This is a genomic window from Plantibacter lichenum, assembly GCF_050587525.1.
In the GTDB taxonomy this organism is placed as follows: Bacteria; Actinomycetota; Actinomycetes; order Actinomycetales; family Microbacteriaceae; genus Plantibacter.
In genome coordinates, this window is the sequence record NZ_JBOBFT010000001.1 from 539,534 (window position 1) to 566,403 (window position 26,870).

At 68.7% G+C, this 26,870-nt stretch carries 21 protein-coding genes; 7 read left to right on the forward strand and 14 right to left on the reverse strand.

Features of this window, described 5'->3' with window-relative positions:
* The first annotated feature begins 36 nt into the window (after window positions 1-36).
* On the forward strand, window positions 37-1,068 hold the full coding sequence (locus ACQ3HB_RS02305; protein ID WP_430917353.1) for an NAD(P)-dependent alcohol dehydrogenase: 1,032 nt from the start codon (window positions 37-39) through the stop codon (window positions 1,066-1,068).
* Between the two features lie 161 nt (window positions 1,069-1,229).
* On the opposite strand, the gene ACQ3HB_RS02310 is transcribed toward ACQ3HB_RS02305, so the two are convergent.
* Window positions 1,230-2,546 (reverse strand): LLM class flavin-dependent oxidoreductase, encoded by a 1,317-nt coding sequence (locus ACQ3HB_RS02310; RefSeq protein ID WP_430917355.1) that lies wholly within the window; start codon window positions 2,544-2,546, stop codon window positions 1,230-1,232.
* On the reverse strand, window positions 2,543-4,033 hold the full coding sequence (locus ACQ3HB_RS02315; RefSeq protein ID WP_430917357.1) for an O-acetylhomoserine aminocarboxypropyltransferase/cysteine synthase family protein: 1,491 nt from the start codon (window positions 4,031-4,033) through the stop codon (window positions 2,543-2,545). The genes ACQ3HB_RS02310 and ACQ3HB_RS02315 overlap by 4 nt, the downstream gene beginning before the upstream one ends.
* 323 nt (window positions 4,034-4,356) lie before the next feature.
* Between ACQ3HB_RS02315 and ACQ3HB_RS02320 the strand changes: the two genes are divergently transcribed.
* Entirely contained in the window at window positions 4,357-5,595 is a 1,239-nt protein-coding gene (locus ACQ3HB_RS02320) for a hypothetical protein (protein ID WP_430917358.1), read from the forward strand.
* A 152-nt stretch (window positions 5,596-5,747) separates the two neighbouring features.
* Window positions 5,748-6,317, forward strand: a complete 570-nt coding sequence (locus ACQ3HB_RS02325) for an NUDIX hydrolase (RefSeq protein WP_430917360.1) — start codon at window positions 5,748-5,750, stop codon at window positions 6,315-6,317.
* An 88-nt stretch (window positions 6,318-6,405) separates the two neighbouring features.
* Here ACQ3HB_RS02325 and ACQ3HB_RS02330 read toward each other — a convergent pair whose 3' ends face one another.
* Window positions 6,406-7,596 (reverse strand): MFS transporter, encoded by a 1,191-nt coding sequence (locus ACQ3HB_RS02330; protein ID WP_430917362.1) that lies wholly within the window; start codon window positions 7,594-7,596, stop codon window positions 6,406-6,408.
* A 108-nt stretch (window positions 7,597-7,704) separates the two neighbouring features.
* Here ACQ3HB_RS02330 and ACQ3HB_RS02335 point away from each other — a divergent pair, with 108 nt between their 5' ends.
* Entirely contained in the window at window positions 7,705-8,298 is a 594-nt protein-coding gene (locus ACQ3HB_RS02335; protein ID WP_430917363.1) for a TetR/AcrR family transcriptional regulator, read from the forward strand.
* Here the strand turns inward: ACQ3HB_RS02335 and ACQ3HB_RS02340 are convergent.
* From ACQ3HB_RS02340 to ACQ3HB_RS02370, 7 genes are all read right to left on the reverse strand, one after another.
* Window positions 8,264-8,962: a DUF624 domain-containing protein gene (locus ACQ3HB_RS02340; protein WP_430917365.1), complete on the reverse strand. Its 699-nt coding sequence runs from the start codon at window positions 8,960-8,962 to the stop codon at window positions 8,264-8,266. The genes ACQ3HB_RS02335 and ACQ3HB_RS02340 overlap by 35 nt on opposite strands.
* A 5-nt stretch (window positions 8,963-8,967) precedes the next feature.
* Window positions 8,968-11,007 (reverse strand): DUF4962 domain-containing protein, encoded by a 2,040-nt coding sequence (locus ACQ3HB_RS02345; protein WP_430917367.1) that lies wholly within the window; start codon window positions 11,005-11,007, stop codon window positions 8,968-8,970.
* Window positions 11,004-12,977 carry a heparinase II/III domain-containing protein gene (locus ACQ3HB_RS02350; protein ID WP_430917369.1) on the reverse strand — a complete coding sequence of 658 codons (1,974 nt, stop codon included), beginning with the start codon at window positions 12,975-12,977 and terminating at the stop codon, window positions 11,004-11,006. The genes ACQ3HB_RS02345 and ACQ3HB_RS02350 overlap by 4 nt, the downstream gene beginning before the upstream one ends.
* Window positions 12,974-13,738, reverse strand: a complete 765-nt coding sequence (locus ACQ3HB_RS02355) for an SDR family NAD(P)-dependent oxidoreductase (protein WP_430917371.1) — start codon at window positions 13,736-13,738, stop codon at window positions 12,974-12,976. Before ACQ3HB_RS02355 ends, ACQ3HB_RS02350 begins: the two co-directional genes overlap by 4 nt.
* Window positions 13,739-13,831: 93 nt before the next feature.
* Entirely contained in the window at window positions 13,832-14,785 is a 954-nt protein-coding gene (locus ACQ3HB_RS02360) for a carbohydrate ABC transporter permease (RefSeq protein WP_430917373.1), read from the reverse strand.
* A complete protein-coding gene (locus ACQ3HB_RS02365; protein ID WP_430917375.1) occupies window positions 14,782-15,723 on the reverse strand; it encodes a carbohydrate ABC transporter permease in 942 nt (313 codons plus the stop codon). The genes ACQ3HB_RS02360 and ACQ3HB_RS02365 overlap by 4 nt, the downstream gene beginning before the upstream one ends.
* A 2-nt stretch (window positions 15,724-15,725) precedes the next feature.
* On the reverse strand, window positions 15,726-17,036 hold the full coding sequence (locus ACQ3HB_RS02370) for an extracellular solute-binding protein (RefSeq protein ID WP_430917377.1): 1,311 nt from the start codon (window positions 17,034-17,036) through the stop codon (window positions 15,726-15,728).
* Window positions 17,037-17,314: 278 nt separating this feature from the next.
* On the opposite strand from ACQ3HB_RS02370, the gene ACQ3HB_RS02375 reads away from it, so the two are divergent.
* Window positions 17,315-18,391 (forward strand): LacI family DNA-binding transcriptional regulator, encoded by a 1,077-nt coding sequence (locus tag ACQ3HB_RS02375; RefSeq protein ID WP_430917379.1) that lies wholly within the window; start codon window positions 17,315-17,317, stop codon window positions 18,389-18,391.
* 342 nt (window positions 18,392-18,733) lie between these two features.
* Complete coding sequence (locus ACQ3HB_RS02380) at window positions 18,734-21,403, forward strand: X2-like carbohydrate binding domain-containing protein (protein WP_430917381.1); 2,670 nt, start codon at window positions 18,734-18,736, stop codon at window positions 21,401-21,403.
* A 123-nt stretch (window positions 21,404-21,526) separates the two neighbouring features.
* Here the strand turns inward: ACQ3HB_RS02380 and ACQ3HB_RS02385 are convergent, their stop codons facing one another.
* The gene (locus ACQ3HB_RS02385) at window positions 21,527-22,666 is read right to left on the reverse strand and encodes a PrsW family intramembrane metalloprotease (protein ID WP_430917382.1); all 1,140 of its coding nucleotides are present in this window, start codon (window positions 22,664-22,666) and stop codon (window positions 21,527-21,529) included.
* Window positions 22,667-22,871: 205 nt separating this feature from the next.
* Here ACQ3HB_RS02385 and ACQ3HB_RS02390 point away from each other — a divergent pair, with 205 nt between their 5' ends.
* The gene (locus ACQ3HB_RS02390; protein WP_430917384.1) at window positions 22,872-23,597 is read left to right on the forward strand and encodes a MerR family transcriptional regulator; all 726 of its coding nucleotides are present in this window, start codon (window positions 22,872-22,874) and stop codon (window positions 23,595-23,597) included.
* Between the two features lie 71 nt (window positions 23,598-23,668).
* On the opposite strand, the gene ACQ3HB_RS02395 is transcribed toward ACQ3HB_RS02390, so the two are convergent.
* Genes ACQ3HB_RS02395 through ACQ3HB_RS02405 form a run of 3 tightly spaced genes read right to left on the reverse strand, consistent with a single transcriptional unit; the run spans window position 23,669 to window position 26,851 of the window.
* A complete protein-coding gene (locus ACQ3HB_RS02395) occupies window positions 23,669-24,598 on the reverse strand; it encodes a carbohydrate ABC transporter permease (RefSeq protein ID WP_430917386.1) in 930 nt (309 codons plus the stop codon).
* Window positions 24,591-25,535, reverse strand: coding sequence for a carbohydrate ABC transporter permease (locus ACQ3HB_RS02400; protein ID WP_430917388.1), 945 nt, complete (start codon window positions 25,533-25,535; stop codon window positions 24,591-24,593). Before ACQ3HB_RS02400 ends, ACQ3HB_RS02395 begins: the two co-directional genes overlap by 8 nt.
* Window positions 25,535-26,851: an ABC transporter substrate-binding protein gene (locus ACQ3HB_RS02405; protein ID WP_430917390.1), complete on the reverse strand. Its 1,317-nt coding sequence runs from the start codon at window positions 26,849-26,851 to the stop codon at window positions 25,535-25,537. Before ACQ3HB_RS02405 ends, ACQ3HB_RS02400 begins: the two co-directional genes overlap by 1 nt.
* Between the last annotated feature and the right edge of the window lie 19 nt (window positions 26,852-26,870).

Here is a 26,870-nt window from a genome sequence, read left to right on the forward strand (position 1 = left end):
CAAACTAACTAGTTTGTTTCGACGAAGGAGCGCACCATGAGACTCACCCCCGGGTATTCGGCCGAGACGCGGACCAGCCCGCTCATCCTTCGCGAGATCGAGCGGCGCGAGCTGCGCGACGACGACGTCGCGATCACCGTCCTCTACTGCGGGGTGTGCTACTCCGATGTCGGCGCCGTTCATGACGGCGGAGTCCACCCGATCGTGCCCGGCCACGAGTTCGTCGGAACCGTCTCGGCCGTAGGACCGGCAGTGACCCGATTTCGGGTGGGCGACGGCGTCGCGGTCGGGAACATCGTCGACTCATGCGGCGCCTGCGTCATGTGCCTGGCCGGTCAGGAGAATTACTGTGTCGAATTCCCCACCCTCACGTACGGGGGCACGGACCGCCACGACGGCTCCACCACGCAGGGCGCGTACTCCCAGGAGTACGTCAGCGCGGAACGATTCGTCTATCGGCTGCCCGAAGGGCTCGACCCGGCGGCCGTCGCGCCACTCATGTGCGCCGGCGTGACCGTCTGGGAACCTCTCGCGCGTTGGCGCGTCGGCCCGGGGATGACGGTCGGTGTCGTCGGACTCGGCGGACTCGGACACCTCGCCGTCAAGTTCGCACACGCTCTCGGAGCACACGTCGTGCTCTTCACCACCTCCGCGAGCAAAGCAGCGGGCGCGCTTGCACTCGGCGCGGATGACGTCGTCCTCTCCAGCGACGAGGAGGCGATGGCGAGCCAAGCGAATCGGTTCGATTTCATCCTTGACACCGCATCCGCACCCCACGATCTGACCCCGTATCTCCGCGCGTTGGCCCTCGATGGAACGCTCTGCTCCTTGGGAGCACTCGGATCCATGGAGTTCGATCCGATGGCGCTCCTCATCGGCAGGAAGAGCATCGCGTCGGCCGGAAGCGGCGGGATTCCAGGCACCCAGGCGATGCTCGATTTCTGCCAGGAGCACCGCATCAGCGCCGACGTGGAAGTCCTCCCGGCCAGGGAGGTCAACACTGCGTTCGAACGATTGGCACGCAACGACGTGACGTACCGCTTCGTGCTGGACATGACCCAGATGTGACGCCGGGACCGGTGCTTCACACACGAGCGCAGGAGAACTGCCCGGCAGAAGGATGATTCGCGCGGAATCGTCCTTCTCCCGCGCGGTTTTCCTTCTGCGGGGCGGGATCGGCCTAGCAGGAGGCTGCAGCACGAGCAGCAGTCGGCGCCGCGCGGCTGCCCCTAGAAGTCGCTGAGGTTGCCCCGCAGACCGCCGCCGCCGAACTCGCGACGCAGGATGCCGCGGCGACGCAGGATCGGCACGAGCTCGTCGAGCGTCCGGTGCACGGTGACCGGGTGCAGGTCGCCCGCGAAGATGAGCCCGTCGTTGTCCGCCTCGTCGCCCAACAGCTCGATGAAGTCGGCGACCTCGTCAGCCGTGCCGACGAGCCCCTCGCCCTTCGAGATGCGACCGAGCTTCGTCTTCGGGATCAGGAGTTCGCGCAGCGTCGAGGTCGCGAAGTCGGACCCGGCGAGGAACGCGTTGATGCTCCCGCGGGAGACGTGGTCGCCGAAGATCGCCGGGTCCACGTGACTGTCCAGATCGATGCCGGTGAGGTCGGTCTCGAGGTCGCTCGACCAGCCGAGCGCGACGGTCAGCAATTGCTCATCGGTCGGGTGGGCGGATGCGGCGACGAGGCGGTCCGCTTCCTCCGCGCTGCCCACGATGATCGGCTTGAACACGAAGAGGATCTTCGGCGGCGGCGCGGTGCGACCGGTCGCCGCTGCGGCCGTGAGGACGCGTTCGCGGTAGGCGCGGATGCTCGCGACGTCGAGCGGGGCGAGCGCGAGCTGGATCTCCGAGTGCCGACCGGTGAAAGCGAGCCCGCGAGGCGACGATCCCGGCGAGACGACGATCGGATCGCCCTCACTGAACGGCAGTGCGCTGAGCGGGCCGTCGAAGTCGTAGTAGGTGCCGCGATGGTGGTTCGGTTCGAGTTTCGTGCCGTCGGCGAAGATCCCGGTCTGCCGGTCCTCGATGAGCGCGCCAGGACCCCAGCTGTGCCAGAGGTCACGGACGCCGCCGAGCCACTCCTCCGCACGGTCGTACGCGCCGTCGTGCTGGAGCGCCGGGACACCGAAGTGGCGACTGCTGCCGACATCGGTCACGACGTTCAGCCCCAGACGGTTCTTGCTCAAGTGGTGGAGCGATGCGAACTGGCGGGCCGCCTGGTACGGCGGGAACTGCAGCGGGTTCACGGTCGGCACGACGCCCAGCTCGTTCGTCGCCTGGAAGATGAACGGCGTGAGGCTCAGTGGATCGTGCTTCGGACCGCCGTACGCGCCACGCACACGCAGGTCGAGCGTCTGCTCGTTGCCGAGCGAGAGGGCGTCCTCGATGATGAGGAGGTCGAGGCCGGCCTGCTCGAGTTCACGCGCGGACTGCTGGTAGAGGTCGGGCTCCTGCCAGCGGTAATCCCAGTCGAGGTACGGGTGGCCCCAGCCGTGCGGGCCGAAACCGCGGGACAGGAACCAGCCGAAATGCTGCTGCTTCGTCATCGGAGACCTCCTGCGGGGGCGAATGCTTCGGTGCGGGGCGCGGATGCGGGGACCGCTGCGGATACGGGGACCGCGGTCTGCGGGATGATGACCGGCGCCGAGGTGCCTGCGTGCGCGACGTCGGTCTGCGCGGCATCGGCTTCCACCGCCTCCACCCGAACCGCTGGCGGGAGCGCGGCATCGGCGACGGCCTGGAACGCCTGGTCGAGGTCGGCGAGCAGATCCTCGATGTCCTCGATCCCCACCGACAGACGGATGAGGCCGTCCGTGATGCCAGCGGCGGCCAACTGTTCCGGTGTGCGGAGGATGTGGGTCGTCGAACCGGGGTGCAGGATGAGCGAGCGCACGTCCCCGAGGTTCGTCATGCGCGTGAACACGTCGACGGCGTTGATGAACGTGCGCGCAGCATCGAGTCCACCGCGGAGGGTGAAGGAGAACACCGAGCCCTGGCCGCGCGGCAGGTAGGTCTGCGCGAGCCCGTGGTAGGCGTTCGACGGCAGGCCGGAGTAGTCGACGCTCGTCACTTCCGGACGGGCTTCGAGCCAAGCGGCGATGGCGAGTGCGTTGGCGCTCTGCCGTTCCACGCGGAGCGAGAGGGTCTCGATGCCCTGCTGCAGGAGGAACGCGTTGAACGGGGAGGGCGTCGGGCCGAAGCGGGCTGTGACGACGCGACGTGCGTACGCCGCGTAGGCGGCGGCCCCAGCGAGGTCCACGTAGCTGCGATCGCCGAGACCCGCGTTCGGTTCGGTGAGGTGCGCGTACCGGCCGGGCACCGTGTTCCAGTCGAAGGCGCCGCCGTCGATCACCACACCGCCGAGGACCGTTCCGTGGCCGGAGAGGAACTTGCTCGCCGAGTGCACGACGATGTCCGCACCGTGCTCGAGCGGTCGCAGGAGGTACGGGGTCGCGAAGGTGTTGTCGACGATGAGCGGGATGCCGTGTCGGTGCGCGACGTCGGCGACCAGACGGATGTCGACGAGATCATTGCGGGGATTCGGGATCGACTCGATGAAGATCGCCCGCGTGTTCGGGAGGATCGCACGATCCCAGGCGTCGGCATCGGCTGCGTCGGACACCTCGTGCGTGGTGATGCCGAGGCGGGAGAAGTTGTCGGTGAAGAGGCCGCGCGAGCCCTCGTAGATGCTCGGGGCGATGAGGAGGTCGTCGCCGGCCTGCAGGATGGCGAGGAGGGCGACGCTCACGGCGGCCTGGCCGGTGCCGAGGAGGATGGCGTCGACACCGCCTTCGAGGACGGCGAGGCGACGCTCGACGGCATCGGTCGTCGGGTTGCCCATGCGCGTGTAGCTGTAGCCGGGGTCGTCGGCGCCGAAGCGATCGCTCGCCTGGTCGAAGTCGTCGAAGACGAAGCCAGCGCTCAGGTAGATGGGGAGCGCGCGCGGCTGGTGACCGTCGACCGCCTCCGCTCCCGCGTGCACCTGCTGGGTGGTGAATCCGCGGCGGTGATCGGTGTCGTGACCGTGTGACACTGGTGCCGTCCTCTCCTCGTGCTGCTTGCGTTCCTCGTGCTGCTCGCGCTGGGTGTGCTGTTCGCCCCTCGCGACGACGCGTCGATGCGCAGGGGCTTCGTCCAGTGAACCTCCGAGTGGCGTCCACGTCGAGCGCCGTCGACACATCGCGCAACATGCGCGGAGCGCTTCGCGGTGGTTCCGGTCTCCACGACGCCCGCCCCGCAGCAGGAGAACCGCACGAGAGAAGGACGTTTCGCGCCATCCGGTCCTCCTCTCGCGCGGTTCTCCTTCTCTTGTGCAGGTGCTTGCCTGCCGCACGTCGGCCTGTGTGACCATGGAGGATGGAACCGACGACTCCGCAGACCGACCGGAACGCGACGCGCGAGGAGAGCCCGAGCAGGGCACTCGTCCTCGCCTCATGGCTGTCGACCGTCGCGCTCGCGCTCTCGGCTGTCGCCGCGGTCATCTGGGTCGTCGTCATCACGGACGGTGCCTGGGCGTGGACCTGGGTGCTCCCGCTCATCTCGGTGGCGGTCGCCCCGGCCCTGCTCTCCATCGCCGTCGCGGCGCTCCTTCGGCACATCGGCACGCTCACCACCCGTGCTGCCGTGTGGGTCGGCGTGGTCGGCTCGATCGCCTGGACGCTCGGAGCGCTGACCGTCGCATCGTGGTCGACGGGATTCGACGAAGCCGATGCGGGACTCCCCCGATCGACGTTCGGCGGACTATTCCTCCCGCTCGCACTCGCGTCATGGGCCGCCGCGACGGCAGCGACCACCCCGGTGATGGAAGCGCTCCTGGTTCCCGCGCGGAGGAGGTGGATCGCCTGGATGGGCGCCGCGATCCTCTGCGCGATCGCAGTCGTTCCGGCGGGATTCGCGGTGATCACGCCGGCTCCCGGGGTGGTCGTCGCCCTCGTCGTCTCGATCGCGGTCCTGACCATCGTGCAGCGGTTGCGTCGCGCGCCTCGATCGTCCGACACCGTGGACGGGGCCCGGGCGCCCCTCTCACGACGGCCCGTTCCCGAACCCCTACGACGCGAACAGTGGCGACTCGTCGCGACCTTCGCCGGCGTGAGCGGCATCGCCGGGCTGGCGTGTGCGGCATTCGCACTGAGCGGGACGTTCTGGCCGGGCGTCTCGCTCGACGGCACGCAGGCGATGAACGCGGGCTTGTCGGCGGGAGCAGTCGCGGCAGTTCCGCTCGTCCTCGCGCTCGGGATCATCGTCGCGAACCGGTTCGGCGCATGGATGTGGGTCGCGGCCGGCTCGGGGCTCCTGGCGCTCGGCTTCGTCGCCGCAGCGCAGGGTGTGGGGGCGGGGAACTCGATGCAGTGGCCGCTCAACATCGGCGCGGCCGTGGGTATCGGCCTCGTCACCGCGGTCGTCCTGACGCGCGCCCTGCCGCCCCGAGGGCTGCCCCGCGTCCTGCTCGGGATCGGCGTGGGTGTCGGGACGGCGGGGACGCTCGGTCTGATGGCTGCGATGCTGCTGCCACTCGCTGCGCCGATCGTCGCGGTGTGGCTGCTCGTGTGGGCGTTGCGCGCGGGCCGGTCCGTGGGAGCTGGGCGTATCGCCTGAGCCCGGACCGCCGCACGGCTTGAGTCCACCTCGCAGAAGGAGAACCGCGCGAGGGAAGGACGTTTCGCGCCATCTTGTCCTTCTCTCGCGCGGTTCTCCTTCCCTCGTGCTGATGCTTGCCTGCCGCACGTTGGCCTGTGTGACGATGGAGGATGCGCGCGACGACGGCCACCGACCTGCCCGAAGACCACTGGACGACGATCAACGAGACGCTCGTCCACGATGGGCGCGTGAAGATCGTCGATCATGAGGTCGCGTTGCCGGATGGAACCCGCACCAGGTACGAGGTCGACGCAAGCGTCTCCTTCGCAGTCGCCGTCCTCCTCGTCCTCCCCGGTGACGAGATCGTCCTGACCAGGCAGTACCGCTACCCGATCGACCAGTGGATCCTCGATCTTCCAGCCGGCGGAGGCAATGCCGGAGAGGACCCTCGCGATGCCGCGATTCGCGAGTGCGAGGAGGAGACGGGACTCGTGCCGATCCGCATCGAGCCCCTGCACACGTTCTTCCCGAACCCCGGACGGTCGTCGTGGCCGGTGCACCTGTTCATCGGATTCGGCGCCGAGCCCGGATCGCCCGACCTGAGTGATCCCTCCGAGCAGGTCCGGGTGGTCCGCATGCCGGTCGCGGACCTCGACGAACGCATCCGTGCAGGCGAGATCGTCGATCCGACGCTCCTCATCGCGCGCCTGATGGCGGGGGCGCGAGGCTACCTGCCCTGAGGTCGCGCCCCCTTCTTCTGCCGAGGGGTCGCAACTTGCGGGTGCCGCGCACGCACACCCGCAATTTGCGACCCCTCGGCAGAAGTGGTTAGGGGGTGGGGACGAGCCGAGGCGACCGCGCGGCAGGCGCGACGAAGACAGCGACGGCGAGGAGCGCCAGCACGGCCAGCATCGCCGAACGCAGCCCGAAGTGCTCGCCGAGGAAGCCGAGGAGCGGCGGCCCGACGAGGAACGCGAAGTAGCCGGCGGTCGCAGCGATGCCGACGCGACGCGCTGAATCGGGGCCGGAGTCGCCCGCGGCCGACAGGCTGACCGGGAACCCGAGGCTCGCGCCGAGCCCCCAGAGCACCACGGCGAGCCCCGCGAAGATCGGGTTGTCGGCGAAGATCACGACCACGACACCCGCACCGCCGAGCACGGCGCTGCCCCGCAGGACCCAGACCCGACCGAACCGCTCGATGATCGGGCCGCCGAAGAAGCGGCCGATCGTCATCGATGCGGCGAAGGCCGCGTACACGAGCGATCCGGACGTGGCCGTGAAGCCGTGACCGTCCACCATGAGCAGTGGCAGCCAGTCACTCGCGGACCCCTCGGCGAACGCCATCGCGAGCACGATGACGCCGATGAAGAGCAGGCGTCGGTCCTTCAGGAGCGAGGCGGTCGAGGCGGCGGCGATTCCCTGGTTGGTCTCCTCGTCGTTCGACGCCAGACCCTCACCGGACGGGATGTGACGGATCGCCCACACGACGGCGGGCAACGCGATCACGGCGATCATGGCGAGATGCCACTCGACGGGGAAGGCGATGGCGGTGAATCCGATGCCGATGAGCGCGCCGATGACCGTTCCGAAGCTGTAGCAGCCGTGCAGCGCGGGCAGCACGGGCCGGCCCAGGAGACGCTCGACGGCGGCGCCCTCGACATTCACGGCGATCTCCTCTGCACCCATGCCGAGGCCGAAGAGGATGAGGCCGACGAAGACGACCGGTGCCGACGCCATCGCCCCGCCGAGCGCGACGACCGCGGTGCCCACGAGGACCAGCGAGGCGCCGACCGCGATGACGGGACGCGTGCTGAAGCGGCGGAGGAGCGGCGTCGCCGAGAGGACGCCGGTCATCGAGCCGATCGAGAGACCGAGCAGGACGAGGCCCATCTGCGCGGTCGACGAGTCGGTGAGGTCGCGGATCGCGGGCGTCCTGGTGACCCAGGACGCCATCGCGATGCCGGGGACGAAGAAGCAGATGTAGAGGGCGAACCGTCGAAGACGGACGGCTGGGTTCACGGGCGGGCTCTCACTCTCGAAGGATGAACATGTACGTCTGTACATGCAACTCGACGAGTCTACGTGTACGTTCGTACATGTGCCATACCGGCCGACACGAGGAGTCCCATGACCCGCAGCACCACCCCGAGCGCGAGCAGGAGAACACCCCGCCCACCGGACCCCGATCGCCGCAACGTCATCCTCGAGGCGACGCTCGACGTCGTCGCGGAACGCGGCACGGCCGGAACGACGATGCGCCGCGTCGCCGAGCGGGCCGACGTGCCGCTCGGCTCCATGACCTACTACTTCGAGGGCAAGCAGCCGCTCCTCATCGAAGCCTTCACCCTCCTCGCCGAGCGCTTCTCGCGCGCGTTCCGTGAGCAGCTGTCCGCCGCGACGACCGCCGACGAGGCGCGCGATGCGGTCACCGACATCATCTGCGGACCGTTCGGGGATGCAGGCACGCAGGTCCTCAACTTCGAGCTGTACTCCTTCGCGAGCTGCGACGAGGCCGTGCGAACCGTGGTGCGCGGCTGGATGGCGGAGAGCCGTGCGGCGCTCCAGCTCCACTTCGACGCCGTGACCGCGCGCGGCATCGACGCGCTCATCGAAGGGCTCATGATCCGCAACTCGTTCGACGAGAACCCGGCCACGCGGGAGCAGATCGCCGAACTCGTCGGCCGACTCACTGCGAGCGCGGCACCGGCAGTCGCCAAGTGACGAGCGCGAGGTACACCGGGAGCGATGCCCCGAAGAACGGCGCGAACGCGGGCAACAGGTAGCAGGTGAGCGCGAGCGCCACCACGATCGCGAGCAGGAACACCGATCGGAACGGCCGCCACGCGACGAGCGCTCCGGCCCCGACCAGCCAGTCGCGCAGCCCCGCATCGGGCAGCCGCGACGCAGCCACCGGGATCGCGAGGAGCAGCAACGCGAGGGCGATGGCGACGGGCACGGTCGCGGCGAGCAGCACGATCGCGATCGAGGACCCCTGCGCGAGCTGATCGGTGAGGAAGGCGGCGTCCACGACGAGCAGCGCGCCGGCGAGCGCCGCGAGCACCCCGCCGAGCCACGAGCGCTTCCACGTCCTCGCGAACTCACGGAAGGTGCGGGTGAACACGGCCGTCTCGCCGTCGACCTGCCAGGCGTTCAGCGCGCGGGCCGCAGCGATGGCGGCGGGGAGTGCCGTGACGACGAGGAGCGAGAGCAGGAAGGCCGCGATGCCGGCAGCGGCGAGGTTCGTCGGGTAGACGAGCGCTGCGAGGAGTCGACTCTCCCAGCCGCCCGGTCGGCCACCCGGCCGACCAGCCTGTCCGCCACTCGGACGCCCGTCCGCCGGACCCCGGCGACCGCCGCCGGACGGGGCGCTGCGCTGCCTGGTCACGGTGCTCATCCTCGCAGCCCCGCGAACCCGGCGCCGACCGTCCAACCACCGGACCCTGCGGCATCGACGTCCGGCCGCTCGCCGTCGAACCGGATCCGCACCTCCTCGGTCACTGCGTCCCGTTCGATGCGGATCGTCGCGCCGTCGAGATCGGAGGCTCCAGGAGCCGCGTCCAATCGGACCGAGACCGACGACGCATCGTCCGCTCCCCAGCCGAGCGGCTCCAGCACGGTCACGAAGTGCGCGGCACGCCTCGGCTCGGTCGTCCGCCGCAGCGTGTGCTGCACGTGCTCGATCGAGAGGCCCGGCGTCGACGAGGTCGGGTTCGCCTGCACGATCGTCGGATGCACGCTGTGCGTCGTCGCCTGCGCGTCGAAGGCGGCGACGCGGAGCGATGCGGTTCCCGCGGGCGCGATCCAGTCCGAGCGGGTGAGGCCGACGCCCTGCGCACCGGGCTCCGCACCGGGGCGCCCCTCCACGGCCACCGCCGGATTGTCGGTCTGCAGCAACCACGTCCACGTGCGCGGACCATCGGCTCGCAGTTCGTCGACGATCACGAGCACCCCGTCCGGCGCGCGGACGAGGTGCCGACGCACGCGCTCGATCCCGAGTGCGGGATCGAACATCGCCCCGATCTCGCTGACCGCGTGCACCCAGCCGTCCTCGAGCGTCACGTGGAGCATCCGCGCCGTGCGGTCCACGTCGAGGCTCGCGTACACGTCGTAGTGGCCCTCACGGCCGAAACCCGCGCCGTCGATGAGGATCCCGTTGTGGTGCTCGACCCGCTTGTGATTGGAGTAGCCCTCGTCGATCGCGAGGTACTCCCCCGCGCCGATCAGGACGAACGATCCGGCGTCCGGGTGGTAGTGGCCCGTGTTGAGCGTCGTCCAGCCGCGCTCCGCGTCGAGGCGATGCGACGCCTCCCATGCGCGGTGACCGCCGCCGGGAGCAGCCTTGAAGGACACGAGGACGGCATCAGGGTCCCACGACGTCCGCCCGGCGACGAGGCCGAGGTCGGGGAAGTATCGGCTCGTCGGCACCTCGTCGAGCCCTCGCGGTTCGACGGTCGGGTCGTACCAGAGCAGCTCCTGGTACGCCTCCGGTCGCACGCCGGGGCGCACACCGCTGTCCGATGCCTCGCGCCAGAAGAAGTCGGCGCTCACGAGGTCCGCGAACCACTGCGCCTCGGGGATCCGGTACTCGGCTGCGAGTTTCCGATACAGCGCGACGGAGTGCCCACTGCGCCGATCGTGGCAGTCGCCGTGGTCGACGATCCGTTCGAGGTCCGGCGCGGACTGGTGGAGCCGGAACCAGAACGTCTCGCGCAGGTGATCGCTTCGCGGGAACCAGTCGACGCCCTCCGCCGCTCGCAACACGTCGAGGTAGGTCACGAGCCACGGTTCGCCGTAGCGCCAGTACACGACCCCTTCGTGGTTGGAGCCGTCGGTCGGGAGGAGGTCGAGCACGGTGTCGAAGTTGGCCTTCGCGAGGGCCGTCCAGGCCGATGCCGCCCGATGCTCGTCGCCGAGCACGTACCCGGCCGTTGCGAGGCCGGCGAAGCAGATCCAGTTGTGGTTCTGCCAGTACGACGACGCCCACCACTCGCCTTCGCTCGCGACGGCGAACTCGTGCATCCGCGTGCCCTGGAGCACCAGTCGGTCACGGAGCGCCGCACGTTCCGCGGGCGGCAGCGCATCGCCCGCCCACGCGAACGCGAGGGACAGCCCGTGGAGCAGCCAACCGGCATCGAGGTCGTGATCCGGCATGTGCGCCTTGCCCCAGTGCGGGAACGCGAGCGGTGGGGTGAGCCAGCGGCGGAGCTCGGCGAGGTACTGCGGCTGGCGCGTGAGCCGGAACGCGAGTGCGAGGTTCGCGGACGCAGGTCCGAAGTACGTGATCGACGCGGACGGATGCTCGACCGGCAGCGGCACATGCTTCAGCCGTTCGCATTCCTCGAGCAGCCGTCGGAGCTGCGGCGAACGCACCCCGCCGAGGTCCGCGCGCAGTGCGTCCTCGCGGCCTTCCAACAGGAGCGGGCGGGTCACGAGGGTGAACCGCCCTCGAGGATCCGGCCGTCGGTGAGGATGACGCGCACGAGTCCGGCAGCGTTCTCGGCGTCCTCCCACACCTCGACGGAGGCGATGGGCGAGGCGTCGGCATCCGCAGTCGCGTAGACAGAGACGAAGGTGACGTCCGAGGCGATGGCGGTCCAGTCGCCGACGAGCTGCAGCGCGGCGGGGTCGTCGGAGGGGCCGCGGCCGGGTGAGGCGAGCAGCGTCGCCGGGCTGCTCGTGCGGTGCACGCCGTGCAGGGTCGGACCGTGGTCCGCCGCACCGCCGCCGCTCCACCGCGTGCGCCAGCCTTCGTCCACCGCGGTGACCGCGAACGGGACGGCCGGACGCAGCGCGAGGGTGATGCGGCGTTCGATCCCGTCGAGGACGACCGCGCGGAACACGTCGACGACGATTCCGCCGTCGAGGATCTCGACGAAGCGGCGCAGCTCGACACCCGGGATCGCGGCATCGGACGAGGCGACGACGCGCGTGGTGATGCCGTCAGCACGCCACGACTCGACGACGCCCGTGCTCTCCAGCTGGTCGAGCTCGTCGACGCGGATGGTGGGATGGGCGAGGGTCCGCCGGTAGTGGCCGTGGCGCAGCGCGTTGCCGTAGGGCGGGACGCCGGGCGCCGGCTGCCAGGCGACGCCGTCGCCAGTGAGGTAGAGCGCCAGGGTGTCGAGATGGCCGTGGGACCCGCCGTGCGGTCCTGCGTCGAGGACGGCCTGGAGGGCGTCGTCGGCGTCGCGCAGGACGGCGTACCCGACGTCGGCGAAGAGCGTGGATGCTCGAGCATCGGATGCGCGCGGAGAGGATGTGTGCGCATCGACCGCTCCGCCGCCGAACCATCCGCCCAACAGGTCTTCGAGGCCGTCGAAGGTCTCGCCGAGGAGCTCACGCACCCGCGCTTCCACACCGTCGAGCGCAGGATCCGACCAGAACTGTCCGGCGAGCACACAGATCTCGAGCACTTCGAGGTGCACGCCGACGCGGTCGCATGGTCCGTCGTGGAGCATCGGGAGCGTGCCGTCCGGGCCGGCGAACCGGGCGAGCACGTCGACCATCGACCGGAGTCGCGTGACGGTCTCGGTGGGCACGGCGGCCGGGTCGACATCGGCGAGCGCGAGCAGATACGCGCGCAGCACGAACAGGTGGTAATAGGTGGAGCCCTCCCACTCCCAGCCGTCGTCGCGCACAGCGATGGCGGCGTGCGCACCGACCCGGTCGAGCCACACACCCCGCTCGGCGTCTGCCGGGATCAGGGAGGTGCGGCCGAGGTCGTCGAGCGCACGGACGAGGAGGCTGCCCGCCGCATCGAGCCAGGCGACGTAGTTGCTCGTCGGGTCGCCGCGGTCCTCGACGAGCACCTGGCGGGCCGCGATGATCGTGTCGAGCAGGGAGCCGAGCATCGAGACGACGGGTGCCCCGAACGAGACGCCGGAGCGGCCGAGGACGCTCACGGCGTCGGCGAGCTGCACCGCCCAGATCGCTTCCGTGAGCGCCTGCTTGAAGAGCTTGCCCTGCAGCATCCAGGCTTCCGCGCCCGCGTTCCAGCCGTCACCGACGAGCGATGCGTACACGCTCGCGAACTCCGCGACGATCGCGGCGGCCTCGTCACGATCCGCCGGAGAACCGGTGGCGACGGATCGATGCGCGAGCAGCCGTGCCCGACGCGCTGCGGCCTGGTGCTCGTACACGACCCACGCCGAGGCGAACGGCTCGCCCTGCAGCTCGCAGCCGTACTCGCACGGGAAGACCTCGCCCCGCGCGGCGAGGAGTTCCGTGCCGTGCGTCGGGCAGGCGTAGTCGTGCCACCAGCCGCCGCGCAGAGCGGTCACGAGCGCGTCGACGCGAGCGACGGCATCAGCACCGGTCCCGCCACGAGTACCGACGCCAGCGCCGACGTCGGCCCCGATCCCAGCCCCGGCCCTACGAGCACCAGCCGCAGCGACGATCATCGGAAGTTCGTCCCGCCGTTGATGTCGATGACCTGTCCGGTGACGAACGACGAGAGGTCGGAGGCGAGGAACGCGGTCACGTTGGCGACGTCCTCAACCGTCCCAGCACGCTGCAGCGGGATCCCGGCGATCATGTTCTTCTGCGCCTCCGGCGGCGTGAAGGTGTTGTGGAACGCGGTGTCCTCGATGAAGCCGGGCGCGACCGCGTTGACGGTCACGCCGTCCGGCGCGAACTCCTTCGCCAGAGCTCGCGTGAATCCCACGGCCCCGGCCTTGGCCGTTGCGTAGGCGACCGATCCCTGACCGCCGCCGTTCTCCGCGGCGAGCGACGACATCACGACGACACGGCCGTGCTCGGAGGCGGCGAGGTGCGGAGCGGCCGCCCGCGAGACGGCGAACGCGCTCGTGAGGTTGACGTCGATCACCCGGTGCCAGTGCTCGTCGCTCATCTCCGCGACGGTCGCCCGGCCGACGAGGTGGCCGGCGTTGTTCACGACGATGTCGAGTCCACCGAGCGCCTCCACGGCTCCCGCGACGACGCGATCGGCATCGGCCGTGACCGTCAGGTCGCCCTGCAGCGCGACCGAGGCCCGGCCCGCCGCGGTGAGCTCTCCGACGAGTTGCTCGGCCCCTTCAGCGCTCGAGGCGTAGTGGACGGCGACGTCGGCGCCGCGAGCACCCAGCTCGCGGGCGATGGCCGCGCCGATGCCGCTGCCGCCTCCGGTGACGAGGGCACGGCGTCCGGTGAGGTCGATCTGCATGGTGGTGGTCCTTTGCTTCTGTGGTGCGGTGGATGGTCGGTCGGTCAGCTGGGATCGGGGCTGCGGCACACGGGCCGGGGCGGGGTCATGGGGTCACTTGATCCCGGCGTTCGTGAAGCCCTGGATGAAGTACTTCTGGCAGAAGACGAAGAGCAGGACCATGGGGATCGTCGCCATCGTCGTCCCCGCCATGAGGTACTGCCACTGAGTGCCGTCGAGCTGTTGGAAGACGGCGAGCCCGACTTGAATCACCCGGAGATCGTCCCGCGTGGTCACGAGCAGCGGCCAGAGGAAGTTGTTCCAGCTCTCCTGGAAGGTGAGGAGGGCGACGGTCGCGACGGCCGGCTTGATGAGCGGCGTGTAGATCTGCGAATAGATGCGGAACTCGCCCAGGCCGTCGATGCGCGCGGCTTCCGCGAGCTCCGTCGGCATCGACAGGTAGAACTGGCGGAAGAGGAAGATCGCCGTCGCACTCAGCCCGCCGGGGATGATGAGCGCCCACCAGGTGTTGAGCCAGCCGGAGCCGCCCTGCCCGAGGATGTCGTTGCCGCCGAAGAGCGGCATGAACTTCACGAGGAGGAACTGCGGGACGATCTTCGTGTACGTGGGGATCATGAGCATCGCCACGAAGCCGAGGAACACGAGCTCCCGACCCCGGAAGCGCACCCGGGCGAGCGAGTAGCCGGCCATCGAGGCGAAGACGAGGGTGATGATCGTGTGCGCGGCCGAGATGACGAAGCTGTTGCGGAAGTACGTTGCGAAGGGCGCCGCCTGCAGCGCTTCGGCGTAGTTGCTCCACTGCCACACCTTCGGCAGGAACGACGGCGGGAACTCGGCGAGCTCCGCCGGCGACTTGAGCGAGGTCATGATCATCCATACGAACGGGATGACCATCGTGAGCGCACCGATCGTGAGCACGACGTTGAGCACGAGCCTCCCGACCCAGCGGCGCGGACTGCGCTGCTGCCGCCCGACGTGCGTGGGCGGGAAGTCCTCGTGGGCCCCGGTCACGAGCGACCGGGTGCTCAGGTTCTGCTGCGCGGTCATTCGTCGTCGCCCTTCGTTGCGCGGCGGCCGGCGATGGTCATCACGAGCAGCATCAGGAACAGGAGGACGGACTGGGCCGAGGCCATGCCCATCTCGAAGTTCTGGAACGCCGAGCGGTAGACCTCGTAGGTCATCATCGTCGTCGAGTTCGCGGGCCCACCGTCGGTGAGCACGTAGATCTGGTCGAACACCTGGAACGCGCCGATGATCGAGATGATGAGGACGAAGAACGTGGCGGGCTTCAGCATCGGCACGGTGATCGCGAAGAACTTCCGGATCGGTCCGGCGCCGTCGACCGCGGCCGCTTCGTAGAGCGACGGGTCGACGTTCTGGAGGGCTGCGATGTAGATGAGCATCTTGATGCCGATGCCCTGCCACGCGCCCACCAGGATGACGGACGGCAGCGCCCACTCCGGATCGGCGAGCCACGCCTGCCCCGGGATGCCGATGACCGCGAGCACTCCGTTCAGGAGGCCCTGCTGCGGGTTGAAGATCCACAGCCACACCATGGCGATGGCGACCGTGGCCGTGACCTGCGGCAGGAAGAACGCTGTGCGGAACCAGGTGCGGAGCCGCAGGTTCTGGTTCAGTGCGACAGCGATGACCATGGCGATCGCCATCGATGCCGGAACCGTCCAGAACGTGTAGACGAGCGTGTTCCAGGTGGCCTGGCCGAACACGGGGTCCTGGAAGATCTCGACGTAATTGTCGAGACCGATCCAGGCCGGGGCATCGAAGATGTCGTAGTCGGTGAAGCTCAGGGCGATGGTCGCGAGCACGGGGATCGCCGTCCACAGGCCGATGTGGAACACGGCCGGGGCGACCATCAACCAGCCGAAGAGGCCGGAGCGACGCTGCTTGCGACGGGGAGCCGGGGTCAGTGGGACCCGGCCGGGGAGGAGCGTGACGGGCGCGTCAGGAGTGCGCAGTGCGGTCATGATCAGCGGTCCAACTTCTTCTGGAAGGTATCGGCGAGGTCCGAGAGCGCCGCCTTCGGCGTCTTCTTGCGGAGGATGGCGTTCTCGATGGCCGGAGCGACGTCGCCGCGCAGTCCCAACCACTTCGGCGGGCCGCCCTCGCGTTTCGCGACGGGGAGGTTCTCCATCGCGAACTGGACGAGCCGGTTGTCGCTCACGTAGTCGCTGTCGAGCAGTTCCGTGAGCGCAGGGACGTTGCCGCGCTGCTGATTGGCGGCGAGGGCCGGGCCGGGGCTGGCGAGGAACTCGACGAGCTTCTGCGCGGCCTTCTCGTGCTTGCTCGTGGCGGAGACGGCCGCCATCGTTCCGCCGACGAACATGCTCGGAGCATCGCCGGGGATCAGGAAGGGCTCGAGGTACTGGACGATCTCGGGATCCGCGGCCTGCGCCTGCGTCCACACGTTGTTGTGGGCGATCGCCATGGCCGCGCGACCGTTGATGAGCGGGTTCACGGTCGCGTTCGGAGCGGAGAAGCCCGTGTCCTCGACCTTGTCGGTGTGGAAGAGATCGACGATGCGGGCGAGCGCTTCGACGCCCTCCTTCGAGTCGAACGCGGGCGAGGAGTTGTCGTCGGTGAAGAGGTCGGCGCCGTTGGAGAACATCGTGGTCTCGAACATCTGCCGTGGTTCGATCGTGAGCATGTCGAAGCCGGTGCGCGTCAGCTTGCCCTTCGCGTCGCGCTCCGTGAGCGCCTTCGACATCTCCACGAGTTCGTCCCACGTCTTCGGCGGGGCGTCGTAGCCGGCTTCGCGGAGGAGGTCCATGCGAGCGACGCCGAAGCGCGCATCGAGCATGATCGGGACGCCGTAGACGTCACCCTTCCAGAGGCCCGCTTCGACGATCTGGGGCGTCATGGTCGCTTCGAGCGATTCGGGCGTCAGGCCGCCGTCGGTGAGGTTGGCGAGGACGCCGCGGTCGGCGAACGCCTCGATCCAGCCGACGCCCATCATCATCACGTCCGGCACGAGCCCGGCCACGACGCCCGTCGTGAGCTTCTCGTTGAGGCGGGCGTAGTTCGTGTAGTCGACGGAGACGTGCACGTCCGGGTACATCGCGGTGAACTGCGGGAGGAGCTCGTCCTCCAGCAGCTTCTGCCCGGCCGAACCCTCGAAGATCGGCGTGAGCATCGTGAGGTCGCCGCTGATGGCGTTCGGGTCGGCGTTCTCGTCGCCGGCATCGCTCGCACAGGCGCCGAGGGCGAGTGTCAGGGCGGCGGCGATGCCGAGAGCCGCGGCTCGACGGAGATGGGTTCTCCGGTCGGTCCAGGTGGTCATACGAATGTTCCTCCAGGTGACGTCGTTGTCGTCGTCGACCGGTTCACTTCCATCCGGTGTAACGATGCACCGACCATAACCGGCATGTGTGGCAGCGTCAACGCATCGCGGTACCGCCGGGCACTGGATGCGTGCAGGAACCGCGTGATTCCGGGGCGAAATCGATCTCAAGAATTTCCTGCTCTTGGCGCGAGCGTGGTAGATCGATACACTGAGCGCGTACCATTCGGCGCCCACCTCGGGTGCCCGTATCGACCGCACACGCCAGGAGGACGCCGGTGTCCGAGAAAGCCACCATCCAGCAGGTCGCCCTCGCAGCCGGCGTGTCCACGAGCACCGTCTCGAACGTGCTCAACGGCCGCACCAACCGGATGCTGCCCGAGACGCGGGAACGCGTGGCGGAAGCGATGCGACGACTCGACTACCGCCCCAACCGCGCCGCCCGCCAGCTCCGCACGGGACAGACGAAGACCGTCGGACTCATCGTGCCGTCGGTCAGCAACCCGTTCTGGGGCGCCTTCGCCCGCGAGCTCGAGCACGCAGCCCTCGCCGCCGGCTACAACGTCCTCCTCTGCAACAGCGAACGCGACCCCGATCGCGAGCGCGGGTACGTCGAGGAACTGTGGGACAACGGCGTGCGCGACATCGTGCTCTGCACCTCACTGCCGTCGCTCCAGCACCTCGCCGGCGCCGTGGAGCAGGGCCTCCGCATCGTCCTGTTCGACCGACCGATCCAGCCGGACGACCCGCCCGTCGTCGCGAGCGTCGGCATCAACAACTTCATCGGCGGCAACCTCGCCGCATCCCATCTGACGGGCCTCGGGCACAAGCGGCTGAGCTTCGTGTCCGGGTCGCTCCTCTCCGTGAACCGCGCCGGCCGCTACGACGGGTTCGTCGCGGCGGTCGAAGCGGCCGGGCTCGAGGTCGCGGACATGCCCGTCTGGCCGCTCGCCGACGCCGAGGGCTTCGCGGCCGTCGAAGCCTCCGAGGTCGGTCGTCGCGCGGCGCTCGACCTGTTCGCGCAGGACGACCCGCCCACCGGCATCGTGACGATCAACGACATGACCGCGCTCGGCTTCTGTCGCGGACTCCGCGATCTGGGCCTGCGCGTCGGCGTGGACGTGTCCGTCGTCGGATTCGACGACGTCCTCCTCGCCGAACTCGTCGACCCGGCGCTCACCACGGTCCGCCAGCCGATCTCGCGGATGGCGCACCTCGCCATCGAGCAGATCGTCGCCCGGGAGGCCGATCCGGAGCGCGATCCCGACCACTCCGTGCTCCTGCGTCCGGAGCTCATCGTCCGCGGCTCGACCGGCAGTCCCGTGGGCGCCCCCCTCTCGGCGCGGGCGCGGTAACCCCGCGCCGGCCACCTGCGCCGGCCACCCCTCACCGCCCGGCAGAAGGAGAACCGCGCGAGGGAAGGACCGATGCGCCGGAAACGTCCTTCTCTCGCGCGGTTCTCCTCCTCTCGCGCAGTGACATCCGCAGCCCTGACCCCCGACCGAGGGGTCTTTTTTGCGCCCGCCCCTTGTGGTCTGTCCACACCCTGTGGTTTATTAACGTCGTCAAGTATTTGACGCGCCGAGAGCAATGATGCTCCACAGACATCGATGCTCCTTGCGACACCCGTCGCCGACGCCGGACGGACACTGCGGTCCCGATGCGCCCAGAGCGCCAGCGACCGCTGGAAGGAACGGATGAACACCGCCAGAAGCGTCAGGCGCGGAGGCCTGACCATCGCCGCACTCACCGCGGCGGCCGCACTCGCGCTCGGGATGACCGGGCCCGCAGCGGCGACGCCCACACCCGACCCGACATCGACCGCCACCGCAACACCGGCGCCGGATCCCGTCGGCACGACGGACCCGGCCGACAGCACGGACCCGGCGACGACGCCGACGCCCACCACCGAACCCACCGCCACCGCCGAGCCGACGCCGAGCAACACCGAGCAGCCCACCGACACGAAACCGGCCGACACCGCGAAGCAGCCCAACGCGAAGCCCGCGGACAAGCGGACCCCGCCGAAGCAGGCGCCGACCCCGGCCCCGAAGATCGGCCCGGACGACCTCGCGACCAAGCCGTACATGGGCTGGAGCAGCTACAGCATGCAGGTCTACTCCGGCAACGGGAAGTGGATCAACGAGGACCAGATCATCGCCCAGTCCGATGCGATGCACGCGAAACTGCAGTCTGCGGGCTACGACCACATCAACGTCGACGCGAGCTGGAACGGCGGCGTCGACAAGTACGGCCGCCCCACACCCAGCACCGAGCTGTACCCGAGCGGGTTCCAGTCGGTCATCGACCATGTGCACGGCAACGGCCAGAAGTTCGGCGTCTACATGATCCCGGGCATCTCTCCCGACGTGTACAACGCAGCCCTCCCGATCTACAACGCTCCCGGCTGCACGACCCACGACATCGTGAAGCAGCCCATCCAGCAGGCCGACTACTGGAACATCGGCTACCGCATCGACTTCTCGAACCCGTGCTCGCAGAAGTACATCGACTCGATCGCCGACCTGCTCGGTTCGTGGGGCGTCAACTTCGTGAAGTTCGACAGCGTCACGCCCGGTTCCGGTATCAGCGACCTCTCACTCGATGCCCGCGACGACGTCGCCGCCTGGTCCTCCGCCCTGCACCGCAACAAGATCTGGTTCGAGCTGTCCTGGGCGCTCGACATCAACTACGCGGACCTCTGGAAGGAGCAGGCCGACGGCTGGCGGGTCGACTGGGACGTCGAGTGCTACTGCGGATCCGATGCGCTCACGACGTGGGACAACATCGCCCGCCTATTCCCGCGCGCTGCCGACTGGTGGAGGCACGCCGGTCCCGGAGGCTTCCAGGACTTCGACTCGCTCAACGTGGGCAACGGCCAGATGGACGGCCTCACGCGTGACGAGCGCCGCACGGCGACGACGCTCTGGGCGATCTCGGCCGCACCGATGTACACCGGCAACGACATGACGAAACTCGACCAGTACGGCATCGACCTCCTCACGAACAAGGAAGTCGTGGCCGTGAACCAGGCCGCCGTTCCCGCGCAGCCCGTCTCGACGGCGACGAAGCAGCAGGTCTGGTACTCGCCGAACGCCGACGGCTCCTACACGGTGGCGCTGTTCAACCTGGGTCGCACGGACGCAGACGTGTCCGTCAACTGGTCCGACCTCGGTCTGACCGGGGGTGCATCCGTCCGCGACCTGTGGGCCGGCAAGAACCTCGGGAAGTTCGACACGGCGTTCACGGGCAAGGACGTCCCGATCCACGGAACGAGACTCCTCACGGTCACGCCGGCGAAGAACTCGACGATCGCGATCAACGACGACGCCCTCCAGGTCAGCTACGACGGATCGTGGACGCGCAACGGCAACCAGGAGGTCGCCTCGACGTCCCAGCCGCTCACCGTTTCCGTCATCGATTCGTCGACGGGCGAGGGCACGCCTGCGGTTCCGTCGGACGGCCGTAAGATCGCCGTCAACGACACCGACCCGGCCATCAGCTACAGCGGTTCGTGGGGCCAGAGCTCCGGTCGGGGCTTCGGCGACTACAACGACGACGTGCATTTCACGGAAGCGAACGACGCCTCCTTCCAGTACACGTTCCAGGGCACCGGCATCGACTACGTGACCGAGACCCACGAGTCCCAGGGCGACGTGGACGTGTACCTCGACGGCGCGCTCGTGCAGACCGTGAGCACCCACCGCGATCCGGCGGACGGGCGCGGCGTGCAGCAGGTCGTGTACAGCGCGAACGGTCTCGCGAACGGTTCGCACACCCTCAAGGTCGTCAAGAAATCGGGCTCGTACATGCTGCTCGACAAGCTCGACGTCACGATCGAGAGCCTGCTGAGCACGAGTACGGCGACGTTCGACAAGGCCGCGGCGGCCGATGTCGCGGTGGACGTGCTCCGCGATCCGAGCGAGCTGACCGGCATCCGTCACGGCGCCGACACGCTCGTGAAGGGCACGGACTACGAGCTCACCGGATCGACGGTCACGGTCAGCGCCGCGTACCTCCAGACGCTGCCGATCGGCGACACCGCGCTCGACGTCGTCTTCACGGGCGACTGGCACAACGACATCCACTCCACGGCGACGAACGGCGACTTCGTGACGTTCGCGTTCACAGGCACGGGCGTCTCGTGGCTCACCGCGACGGGTCCGGACCAGGGCGCGGTCGACGTCTACGTGGACGGGAAGTTCCGGAAGACGGTCGACACGCGGACCGATGCCAGGAGGTCGGGTCAGCAGGTCTTCGAGGTCTCGGGGCTGAAGAACGGCGACCACACGATCACGGCGGTGAAGGTGTCCGGCGACGTCATGCGATCGGACGTCTTCACGTACACGATCAAGAAGGTGAAGTAAGGCTGGCACCCGCCGCGTCCGCCTGACCGCCCGCCTGACAGGAGGAGAACCGCGCCGCAGAAGGATCGTTTCAGCCGAAACGTCCTTCCCTCGCGCGGTTCTCCTTCTGCCGTGCTGCGTGTCCTAACCGCGCGCGTCCGCCTCCAGCATCACCGCCCGCGCGTCGGCGACCACCCGCGTCTGCTCGACGAGCCCATCGCGCGTTCCCGATGCCAGTGATCGCGTCGTCCGGATCGCGAGCGCACTCGCCTCCGCCTGGTACCGGCCGGTCGCGCGCGCCGCGGCCCGCCCGGATCGCCGCCGGACGTCCCGACGCCACCGCCGACGCTCGCCGAGGTTCGCGAGCGCGCCGACCTCGTGCTCACCGATGCGCCCTTCGCGAGCGAGCGAGGGGAGCGCGGCGGCGATCGCCTTCCCCTCGCGACGCCGCAGAATGAGGGCGAGGATCAGCATCGCCAGGAACAGCGGCACCATCACGGCGCCGTAGATCTTGTAGATCAGGAACGGGTCGCGGGTGCCGGAGAGTCCCGCCCAGTCCCACACGCCGTGGAGGACGATCGCCACGAGCAGGCCGGCTCCTGCGAGTCCGAATCGTGCGCCGCGAGAGCGAGTCCCGGCGGCCGCGGCGATGCCCAGCCCGAAGATCGCGACGAGGAACGAGTGCATGAACGGGACCATCACCATCCGCAACGCGAAGCTGAGGATCAGGGTGACGAGCGCACCGCCGTCGGACGGGTCGCTCGCGGCGAAGGTCGTGACGATGCGGCCGAAATAGAGGATCTGCTCGGTGAACGCGAACCCGGCGCCGACGAGACCGCCGTACACGATGCCGTCGAGCAGGCCGGTGATCCGGCGGCGACGGTAGACGAGCAGCCAGATCAGGAACAGGCCCTTGAAGACCTCCTCCGTCACGGGCGTGATCACGAGCGGACGGAACCAGGCGGTCACATCGGTGCCGACCGTGGCGTCGAAGAACGCCTGCAACCCCTCCTGCGACCAGATCGAGCACAGCGCCGCGAACGAGGCGCCCCACGCGAACGCGGACAGCAGCCGGCGCGGCTGCTCGCGCTCCCACCGGTCGAGCCAGAGGAACACTCCCACCATCGGCAGAGTGACGACGATCGACAGCGGGAGGCCGGCGACCACCCCGTCCACGCGGATCTGCGTGATGATCCAACTCACGTTCGCCAACCACGCCGCGACCGCCAGTATCGGCCAGACGGCCAGGAACCGGCTGCGGCCGGGTCTCGGTGAGGTGTCCATGTTCGTTCCTGCTTCCTCGGCAGCGTGTGCGCCGGATGTCGTGGATGCGATGCGGTGAATCCCCCATCGCCCGACCATCAGACACCGTGCCGTTGCGGCATACTCAAGTCGGGTGCTGCGCTGGACCCCGAGTGCGACGGCCCGCGACGTGACGGACGCCGCTCCGGGCGGTCCGCGCAGCCGCGACATCGCGAGAGGAGTCGACATGGGATGGAGCACCCGCGAGGTCGCGCAACTCGCCGGGACGAGCTTGCGGACTGTGCGGCACTATCACGAGATCGGTCTGCTCGACGAGCCGGAGCGGCTCTCGAACGGCTACAAGATGTACCGCACGGAACATCTCATCCGGCTCATCGAGATCCGGCGCCTGACCGGTCTCGGATTCTCGCTCGGGCAGATCGCGGAGATGGACGACGACCCCGCGCACCTCGATGAGACGCTGCAGGAGGTCGATGCGGAACTCGCGTCGACGATCGCTCGACTGGAGGAGGCGAGGCGCGAGCTCGCCGAGTTGCGGCTGGCGCCGGTGCAGACGGACATGCCGCTCGGGCTGTCCGCTGCGGCGACCGAGGCGAAGCTGTCGCGTGCCGACCGTTCGCTGTTCGCCGTGTTGTCGCAGGTGCTGGGGACGGACACCTCCGAGCACTGGCAGGGGATGCTCGAGGGGTACGAGCGCGACGATGCGGACGCCGCGTTCGATGCACTCCCCGCGGATGCCGACGAGGCGACGCGCGAGGCGTTGGCGCAGCGGCTCGCCCCGCGGATGCAGGCGCTGAACGACAAGCACGGCTCGCCGTCGCGAACGCTCGAGCACGCGGCGGTCGGCGGGCGCATCGCCACGAACGCCCTGGTCGAGGCCCTCTTCGACCTCTATAACCCGGCCCAGCTCGACGTCTTCGCGCGCATCTGGCGCACCGCCGGCCTCATCTAGCCCCAACTCGCGAGGGGTCGCAAACTGCGGGTGAGTGGCGGCAACACCCGCAGTTTGCGACCCCTCGCGGGCTACTTCAGGCCGGAGAAGGCGAGGCCGTCGATGACGCGCCGCTGCAGCACGATGAACAGGATGAGCACGGGCGCCATCGCGAGGATCGACGCCGCCATCATGACCGGGTAGTCGGTCGTCTTGTCGCTCGACAGGGTCGCGAGCCCGGCCGCGAGCGGCATCGAGTTCGCGTACGTCGAGACGACGAGCGGCCACAGCAGTTCGTTCCACGACCACAGCACCGTCGTGATCGCGAGCACGCTGATGCTCGGTTTCGCGAGCGGCAGCATGATCTTCCAGAAGATCTGGAACGGGCTGGCCCCATCGATGCGCGCGGCCTCCTCGAGCTCGTTCGGCAAATTCAGGAACGCCGTCCGCATGAGGAAGGTGCCGAACGCGCTGAACAGCCCCGGCGCGACGATGCCGAGGATCGTGTTCAGCCAGCCGAATCCCTGCACGATCTGATACTGCGAGATCAGGTACGCCTGCGACGGGACCATGAGGATCGAGAGCGTGATGGCGAGCAGCACGGCCCGCCCGCGGAACCGCATCCTCGCGAACGCGTACCCCGCCATCGTGCACAGGATGATCTGCGCGATCGTCCGGATCACGGTGATGAGGATCGACGTCCACAACTGGTCGAGGAACGGCAACCGCTCGAAGACCGTGGCGTAGTTCTGCCACTGCAGCACGGCGGGCCAGAAGGTCGGGACGACGCTCTGCACCTCCGCGTTCGTCGACAGCGACATGATGATCTGCCAGAGGAACGGGAATGCCATGATGAACCCGCCGATGCCGAGCACGAGGTGCGCGACGACGTGCGAGCCGCCACGCCGACCCGGTCGCCCCCGGTCGCGTCTCGCCGCGGCGGCAGCGGATCGACTCGGCGAACGCGGCACGGTGAGCGTCCGCGTCGTGAGCGGGGCGGGGGCCGTCAGTTGCTCAGTCATTGTTGACCCATCGTTTCTGGAGGCGGAACTGCGCGAGCGTCACGAGCCCGATGACCACGAAGATGACGATCGCGATGGCCGCCGCGTACCCCTTGTCGTTGGCGACGAAGCCCTGGTTGTAGAAGAAGTAGACGAGCGACATGCTCTTCGGCAGGACCGGGTTGGTGCTCCCGAGGATCGCGTACAGCAGGTCGAAGAGCTGGAAGCTGGAGATGACCGTGATGATCGTGACGAAGAAGATGCTCGGGGTGAGGAGCGGCACGGTCACGGAACGGAACTGCCGCCACGGGGTCGCGCCGTCGAGTTCGGCCGCTTCGTACAGTTCCGGCGGGATGTTCTTCAAGCCGGAGGCCAGGATGATCATCGAGAAGCCGAGGGAGGACCAGAGGCCCACGAGAGCGACCGCGAACATCGCCGTGCCCGGCGTGCTGATCCAGTACGGTCCGTCGATGCCGATGAGCGAGAGCGCGTAGTTGAGGACGCCGAAGTCGCCGTTGAAGATGATGCGCCAGACGATCGCGACGGCCGTCGGCATCGCCACGTACGGCAGGAAGAACAGGACCCGGTAGAAGCTCGCGAACCGGAGGCCGGGCAGGTTCAGGAGGCTGGCGAGGTACACGGCGATGGGGATGCCGAGCAGCACGACGGCCGTGTAGATGAGGGTGTTGCCGAGCGAGGAGTACAGCCGCGGGTCCGTGAACAGGCGGGCGTAGTTCTCGATGCCGATGAAGGTCGATCCGCCGAACACGCCCCACTTCGTGAAGGAGAAGTAGGCGGTCTGGATGATCGGCCAGATGAAGAAGAGGCCGACGCCGGTGAGGAGCGGGAGGACGAAGAGCCACGGCCATGCTCCGTCGTTCCGGGAGGCGGCACCCCGTCGGACGCGCTTGGGGGCGAGCTCGTCCGACGGGGTGCGTGACGCGGTGACGGCGGTCATTACTTCGCCAGGACCGCGTTCATCTGATCTGCGAGATCCTTCGCGACGTCCTTCACCGGCTTGTCACCGGAGAACGCGTCGGGCAGGAGCTCGGTCTCGAGGGCGTTCCATGCCGCGGTGTCCTTCGACACGGGGAGCGGTTTGGCGTAGTCGAGCGCGTCGAGGAACACCTGCAGATTCATGTTGGGGTACGAGTCGACGAACGACTGCTGCGTTCCCGTGTACGCGGGGATGATGGCGCCGAGGTCGCCCTGCTCCTGCTGGGCCTTCTTGCTGGCGAGGAACACCTGGAGCGCCTGCGCGGCCTGCTTGTTCTTGCTCGCCGATGCGACGACGTTGGACACGCCGTGGATCACGGTCGCCTGCTCCTTGCCGATGGGCAGCGGCACGGCCTTCGTGGTGTCGGCGACGGGTGACTCGCCGACGAGCGGCCGGACCCAGCTGCCGCCCCAGTACATCGCGAGCTTGCCGGAGGTGAACCACTGGTCGGCGGGGGTGTCGGTCAGCTGCTGCATGCTGGGTGAGGAGCCGTTCGCGATGAGGTCGGTCCAGAACTGCAGGCCGTCCTGCGATTCGGGGCTGTCGTAGCCGGACTTCGTCTGGTCGGCGTTGATGACCTCGCCACCGGCCTGGAGGATCGTGTTGTAGTAGGTCGTCTGGCCGTCCATGCCGCCCGCGGCGCCGTAGATGCCCTGGTCCTTGAGGTTGGTGGAGATGGTCTGCGCGGCCGTCTCGAAGTCCTTCCAGGTCCAGCCGTCGGCGGGGAGCGCGACGCCGGCCTGGTCGAAGAGCGCGGTGTTGATCCACACGCCGATCGTGTCGAAGTCCTTCGGCACGCCGTACTGCACGCCGTCGAGCGAGTAGAGGTCGTTGAGCGCGCTCGGGTAGTTCTTCGGGTCGATCGCGTCGGCCTTCACCTCACCGGTGATGGGTTCGACCTTGCCGTTGGAGGCGTAGATCTGGAAGTTGGGGCCGTTCAGCCAGAACAGGTCCGGCAGGGTGTCGCTCGAGGCCTGGGTCTGCAGTTTCGACCAGTAGGACGCCCACGGGGTCACGTTCACGTTGACCGTGATGTTCGGGTACTCCTTGTTGAACTGCTTGATGTTGGCGTCGATCGCGGCGACCTGCGCCTGGTCCCAGAGGCCGTAGGTGATCTCGGCCTTGAGGTCCTTGTCGGCTGGGGTGTAGTCGCCGCTCGGCGCGCCGCCGCCGGAGCCCCCGCTGCTGCAGCCGGCAACGAGGACGGCGGCGCCGAGGAAACCGACGAGGCTGAGGGTCACGCGACGTGCGCGTCGACCTGAGGGGGTGAAGGGCATGCTGGATCCTTTCGGAACG

Coding starts and splice junctions, on each gene's coding strand:
- ACQ3HB_RS02305 (WP_430917353.1), top strand. CDS start 37: ATGAGACTCACCCCCGGGTATTCGGCCGAGACGCGGACCAGCCCGCTC.
- ACQ3HB_RS02310 (WP_430917355.1), bottom strand. CDS start 2,546: ATGACGAAGCAGCAGCATTTCGGCTGGTTCCTGTCCCGCGGTTTCGGC.
- ACQ3HB_RS02320 (WP_430917358.1), top strand. CDS start 4,357: ATGGAACCGACGACTCCGCAGACCGACCGGAACGCGACGCGCGAGGAG.
- ACQ3HB_RS02325 (WP_430917360.1), top strand. CDS start 5,748: ATGCGCGCGACGACGGCCACCGACCTGCCCGAAGACCACTGGACGACG.
- ACQ3HB_RS02335 (WP_430917363.1), top strand. CDS start 7,705: ATGACCCGCAGCACCACCCCGAGCGCGAGCAGGAGAACACCCCGCCCA.
- ACQ3HB_RS02350 (WP_430917369.1), bottom strand. CDS start 12,977: ATGATCGTCGCTGCGGCTGGTGCTCGTAGGGCCGGGGCTGGGATCGGG.
- ACQ3HB_RS02355 (WP_430917371.1), bottom strand. CDS start 13,738: ATGCAGATCGACCTCACCGGACGCCGTGCCCTCGTCACCGGAGGCGGC.
- ACQ3HB_RS02360 (WP_430917373.1), bottom strand. CDS start 14,785: ATGACCGCGCAGCAGAACCTGAGCACCCGGTCGCTCGTGACCGGGGCC.
- ACQ3HB_RS02365 (WP_430917375.1), bottom strand. CDS start 15,723: ATGACCGCACTGCGCACTCCTGACGCGCCCGTCACGCTCCTCCCCGGC.
- ACQ3HB_RS02370 (WP_430917377.1), bottom strand. CDS start 17,036: ATGACCACCTGGACCGACCGGAGAACCCATCTCCGTCGAGCCGCGGCT.
- ACQ3HB_RS02380 (WP_430917381.1), top strand. CDS start 18,734: ATGAACACCGCCAGAAGCGTCAGGCGCGGAGGCCTGACCATCGCCGCA.
- ACQ3HB_RS02385 (WP_430917382.1), bottom strand. CDS start 22,666: ATGGACACCTCACCGAGACCCGGCCGCAGCCGGTTCCTGGCCGTCTGG.
- ACQ3HB_RS02390 (WP_430917384.1), top strand. CDS start 22,872: ATGGGATGGAGCACCCGCGAGGTCGCGCAACTCGCCGGGACGAGCTTG.
- ACQ3HB_RS02395 (WP_430917386.1), bottom strand. CDS start 24,598: ATGACTGAGCAACTGACGGCCCCCGCCCCGCTCACGACGCGGACGCTC.
- ACQ3HB_RS02400 (WP_430917388.1), bottom strand. CDS start 25,535: ATGACCGCCGTCACCGCGTCACGCACCCCGTCGGACGAGCTCGCCCCC.
- ACQ3HB_RS02405 (WP_430917390.1), bottom strand. CDS start 26,851: ATGCCCTTCACCCCCTCAGGTCGACGCGCACGTCGCGTGACCCTCAGC.